4 protein-coding genes are annotated in these 5,176 nt (G+C 69.2%); 3 read left to right on the top strand and 1 reads right to left on the bottom strand.

Annotated features, from left to right (window positions below; translation table 11 throughout):
- The 3 genes from JWP28_RS17305 to JWP28_RS17295 form a co-directional block, all read left to right on the top strand.
- The coding region (locus JWP28_RS17305) for an electron transfer flavoprotein-ubiquinone oxidoreductase (protein WP_299544865.1) at positions 1–1,122 on the top strand (1,122 nt) is incomplete at its 5' end.
- Between the two features lie 59 nt (positions 1,123–1,181).
- Positions 1,182–2,885: a tetratricopeptide repeat protein gene (locus JWP28_RS17300; protein WP_299544863.1), complete on the top strand. Its 1,704-nt coding sequence runs from the start codon at positions 1,182–1,184 to the stop codon at positions 2,883–2,885.
- Between the two features lie 2 nt (positions 2,886–2,887).
- Positions 2,888–3,778 carry a 4-(cytidine 5'-diphospho)-2-C-methyl-D-erythritol kinase gene (locus JWP28_RS17295; RefSeq protein WP_299544862.1) on the top strand — a complete coding sequence of 297 codons (891 nt, stop codon included), beginning with the start codon at positions 2,888–2,890 and terminating at the stop codon, positions 3,776–3,778.
- 99 nt (positions 3,779–3,877) lie between these two features.
- Here the strand turns inward: JWP28_RS17295 and JWP28_RS17290 are convergent.
- On the bottom strand, positions 3,878–5,176 hold a 1,299-nt coding region (locus tag JWP28_RS17290), incomplete at its 5' end, for an ammonium transporter (RefSeq protein ID WP_299544860.1).

Below are 5,176 nucleotides of genomic sequence, written 5' to 3'. Positions count from 1 at the left end.
TACGTCTTCATCGGCGAGGGCGTGCGGGGATCGCTCTCCAAGCAGTTGCGCGCGAAATACAGCCTGGCCGAGGGCGTCGATCCGGAGAAGTACGGCATCGGCCTGAAGGAGATCTGGCAGGTTCCCGATGACGTCTTCCAGCCGGGCCTGGTGCAGCACACGTTGGGCTGGCCGCTGGACGACCAGACCGGCGGCGGCAGCTTCCTCTACCATTTCGGCGACAACTACGTGTCCATCGGCTTCGTCGTGCATCTGAACTATAAGAACCCCTGGATCTCGCCCTTCGACGAGTTCCAACGGTTCAAGCACCATCCGGACATTGCCAAGTACCTGAAGGGCGGCAAACGCATCGCCTATGGCGCGCGCGCCATCAGCGAAGGCGGATTGCAATCCGTGCCACGTCTCTATTTCCCCGGCGGCGTCCTGCTTGGCGACAGCGCCGGTTTCGTGAACGTGCCCAGGATCAAGGGCAGCCACAACGCCATGAAGAGCGGCATGATGGCGGCGGAAGCGGCCTATGCGGCCATTCAGGCCGGGCGCTCGCGCGACGACCTTGTGGAATACGAAGCCGCCTACCAGAACTCCTGGGTGCGCAAGGAACTGCACACCGTGCGCAACGCCAAGCCGATGCTGTCGAGGTTCGGCAATGCGTTGGGGGTCCTGCTGTCGGGATTCGACATGTGGTGCACCAGCCTGCTCGGTGGTTTTTCGTTCTTCGGGACCATGCACCACCACAAGAACGACGCCGACTCCACCGGCCTGGCGAAGGATTTCAAGCCGATCGTCTATCCGAAGCCGGACGGCGTCCTGTCGTTCGACAAGCTGTCGAGCGTCTTCCTCTCGAATACCAACCACGAGGAGAACCAGCCTGCGCACCTGAAGCTGCGCGATCCCAGCGTGCCGATCGCGATCAACCTGCCGAAGTATGGGGAGCCGGCGCGGCTCTACTGCCCGGCGGGGGTCTATGAGGTGCTCTACGACGACAAGGGCGAGAACCCGAAGTTTCAGATCAACTTCCAGAACTGCGTCCACTGCAAGACTTGCGACATCAAGGACCCGTCGCAGAACATCGTCTGGACCACCCCCCAGGGCGGCGACGGTCCGAACTACCCGAACATGTGAAGGCGTTTGTGACAGCTCGCCGCCTTGTGGCGGCCATCCTTAAGTCCCAAGGTCGAACGATGCGTCTTCCCCTGCTGCTGACCGCCGCCGCCCCGCTCGTCCTGCTCGCCGCCTGTGCGAGCGCGCCCGGCGCCGGGCGCGCTCCGCCGGTGAACGACGCCGCCGCGGCGGGCGCCTCGTCTTACGGCATGTTCCTGGCCGGGGAGGCGGCGTTGAACAGCGGCAAGAGCGGCGACGCGGCGCGGTTCTTCGACCGGGCGCGGACCGAAACCGGCGACGCGATGATCTCGGAGCGCGCCTTCACTGCGGCGCTGCTGGCCGGCGACATCAACAGGGCCGCGGCGCTGGCCCCGACCGGCGACGACGCCTCGGAAGCCTCCAAGCGGCTGGGCAAGCTGGTCGTCGCCGTCGAAGCCCTGGCCGAGGGCAAGGGCAAGGACGCCAAGGTGTTGCTGGCCAACGACAGCATCGCCTTCCCGCACAAGTCGGCTGCGGCCCTGCTGGCCCCCTGGGCGGCGGCGCAGGCGGGCGACGTGGAGGGCTCGCTGGTGCGGCCGCAGGTGCGCGGCGACCGGCTGGTGGACTACTTCGGCCAGCTCGGCCAGGCGGCGCTCTACGAGCGCGCCAAGCGCTATGACGAGGCGGAGACCGACTACAAGGCCGCGGTCTCGGTCTCCACTCCCACGGAGATGGCGGTCATCGGCTACGGCGGCTTCCTCGAGCGCCGCGGACGCCGGCTCGACGCCCTGGCGCTCTACGAGGAGCACCTGGCCCGCGAGTCGGGCAGCATCGCCGTGAAAGCGGCCAAGGCGCGCGCCTCGGCGGGCAAGACGACACCGCCCATGCTGACGATCCGCGAAGGCGCGGCCCAGGCGCTGCTGGCGCCCTCGGCGACCATGATCGCGGCCAAGCAGACGCAGCTGTCGCTGGCCTATCTGCGGCTGTTGCTGCGCCTCGATCCGCAACGCGACGAGGCCTGGGTGATGGTCGGCGATCTGATGCAGGGCGCCGGCGACGCCGAGTCGGCCCGCGCCGCCTACGGCCACCCCAAGCCGGGCTCGACGGAATACGCCACCGCCCAGGCCAAGCTCGCCTGGACCTACCAGACGGCCGACGACAAGGAGACCGCCCTCAAGCTCGCCCGCGCCGCGGCGGCTTCGGGGGACTCCGACGCGCGGGTCACGCTCGCCGACTTCCTGCGCGCCGACGAGCAGTACGCCGAGGCCGCCCAGGTGCTGAGCGGCCTGATCGCCGAAGCCAAGACCCCGGACTGGCGGCTGCTCTATTCGCGGGGCGTGGCCTACGAGCGGCTGGGCCGCTGGCCGGAGGGCCAGGCGGATCTGCAGGCGGCGCTGAAGGCGCGCCCCGACGAGCCGGAGCTGCTGAACTATCTCGGCTATTCCTGGATCGACCGTGGCGAGCATCTGAAGGAAGCGATGGGCATGGTCCAGAAGGCGGTGGCCGCCGACCCGCGCTCTGGCGCGATGGTGGATTCGCTGGGCTGGGCCTACTACCGGATGGGCGACTACAAGCAGGCGGTCGAGAAGCTGGAGCAGGCTGTCGAGCTCGAGGCCGGCGATCCGGAGATCAACAACCACCTGGGCGACGCCTACTGGAAGGTCGGACGCCGCGACGAGGCGCAGTTCCAGTGGCGCCGGGTGCTGACGCTGAAGCCTGACGACAAGATCAAGGCCAGCGCCGAGGGCAAACTCTCTGCCGGGCTCGGCCCGGACGGACCGGCGCCGAAGATCGCCGGCAAATAGCCGTGGGGCGGAGTGCGTTCGCCCCCGCCAAGGTGAACCTCTTCCTGCACGTGGGCGCGCCGGGAGAGGACGGATTCCACCCGGTCTGCAGCCTGATGGCCTTCGCCGACATCGGCGACCGGGTCTCGACCTTCGAGGCCGAGGCGCTGGCGCTGCGCGTGGCGGGGCCGTTCGCGCAGGAACTGGCGGGGGAGGGCGACAATCTGGTCCTGCGCGCCGCACGCGCCCTGATCGCCGAAGCGCGGCGGCCGGTGGCCCCGATGGGCCTCAGCTTGGAGAAGCTGCTGCCGGTGGCCTCGGGCCTTGGCGGTGGGTCGAGCGACGCGGGCGCGGCCCTGCGGCTGCTGCGCGACACGCTGGAGCTGAAGATCGACGACATCCGGCTGGAGGCGCTGGCGGGGTCGCTGGGCGCCGACGGCGCCGCCTGCCTGTGGGGCGCGCCCGCGCTGGCGCAGGGGCGGGGAGAGCGCCTGTCCCCGGCTCCGGGACTACCGCCGCTGGACGCGGTGCTGGTCAATCCACGGACGCCGGTCTCGACGCCGGAGGTCTATCGCCGGTTCGACGCGGATGGACGGTTTGGAGAGGTGACGGCGCCGGCCGCGCCCGAAGCCTTCGAAGACGCCACGGAGCTGGCCGCGTGGCTGGCGGTCCAGCGCAACGACCTGGAGGCCGCGGCGATCGCCGTTTCGCCGCCGGTGGGCGCGGTGCTGGAGACCCTGGCCGGCGAGCCAGAGGCGCTGCTGGCGCGGGTGTCGGGCTCCGGCGGCACCTGCTTTGCGCTCTGCGCCAGCGACATCGAGGCTGAGAGCCTGGCCGAGCGGATCGAGGCCATGGCGCCCGACTGGTGGGTGCGGCGCTGCCGGCTCGGCGGACCCTGGCCGGACCCGGGGTAGGCCTTGCCTCCCCCGCGAAGCGGGGAAGGTAAGAAATCGAAACGAAAACGGGGGCCCCGAAGGACCCCCGTTCCGCAGGCGTTGCTCTCCGGAGCGCGGCTAGGCTTGCACCACCTCGCCGTGGAGGTTGATGTCGAGACCCTCGACTTCAACCTCTTCGCTCACCCGCAGGCCGATCGTGTACTTGATCACCAGCAGGATGATGAAGGTCATCACGGCGCAGTAGAAGAACGTCGCGCCGATATCTTCGAGTTGCAGCTTCATCTGGCCGATGTTGTGGTCGTGGATCCACCCCTTGGCCGCGGAGTTGATCGCGTTGGAGGCGAACACGCCGGTGAGCAGGGCCCCAAGCGCCCCGCCGACTCCGTGCACGCCCCAGGCGTCGAGCGCGTCGTCGTAGCCGAAGATCTTCTTCACGTGGACCGCCGAGACGTAGCACACCACGCCGGCCGCGATGCCGATGATCAGCGCGTCCATCGGGTTGACGAAGCCGGAGGCCGGGGTGATCGCCACCAGCCCCGCCACCGCGCCGGACACCATGCCCAGCACCGACGGCTTCTTGGCGATGATCCATTCGGCGAACATCCAGGCCAGCGCCGCGCCGGCGGTGGCGATCTGGGTCGCCGCCGCGGCCATGCCAGCCTGCACGTTGGAGGTCACCGCCGAGCCGGCGTTGAAACCGAACCAGCCGACCCAGAGAAGCGAGGCGCCGATCACGCTGTAGGCCAGGTTGTGGGGGGCCATGTTCTCGGTCCCCAGGCCCTTGCGCTTGCCGAGCATCAGGGCCGCGACCAGGCCCGCGGTGCCGGCGTTCAGGTGCACGACGGTGCCGCCCGCGTAGTCCAGCGCGCCGGCCTTGCCGAGCCAGCCGCCGCCCCACACCCAGTGGGCGATCGGGCAGTAGACCAGCAGCAGCCAGGCGCCCATGAACGCCAGGAAGGCCGAGAACTTCATGCGATCGGCCAGCGCGCCGGCGATCAGCGCCGGGGTGATGATCGCGAAGGTCATCTGGAAGAACATGTAGACGGATTCAGGGATGGTCGGGGCCAGCGCGCTGGTCGAGTTGAGCCCCATCGGACCGAGCAGCAGGTAGTTCACACCACCGATCCAGGCGTTGTTCTTGCCGCCGTCGGTGAAGGCGAGGGAGTAGCCGATGATCATCCACAGCACGGTGATCAACGCGGTCGCCGCGAAGCTCTGGGCGAGGGTGGCCAGGATGTTCTTCTTGCGCACCATGCCGGCGTAGAACAGCGCCAGGCCCGGGATGGTCATCATCAGGACCAGCACCGAGGAGGTGAGCATCCACGCGGTGTCGCCGGTGTCGATCTTCGGCGGCGTGGGCGCAGCCGCGGCTGGCGCCGCCGCGGCCGGAGCTGCGGCAGCTTCCGGCGCGGCGGG

The organism is Phenylobacterium sp. (genome assembly GCF_028290885.1).
Lineage (GTDB): Bacteria > Pseudomonadota > Alphaproteobacteria > Caulobacterales > Caulobacteraceae > Phenylobacterium.
Note: the sequence above shows the minus strand (reverse complement) of the source record. Positions and strands in the feature narration are given on the sequence as shown.

What these genes read in the sequence shown, in the direction of transcription:
- JWP28_RS17300 (WP_299544863.1), top strand. Translation starts at nt 1,182, where the DNA reads ATGCGTCTTCCCCTGCTGCTGACCGCCGCCGCCCCGCTCGTCCTGCTC.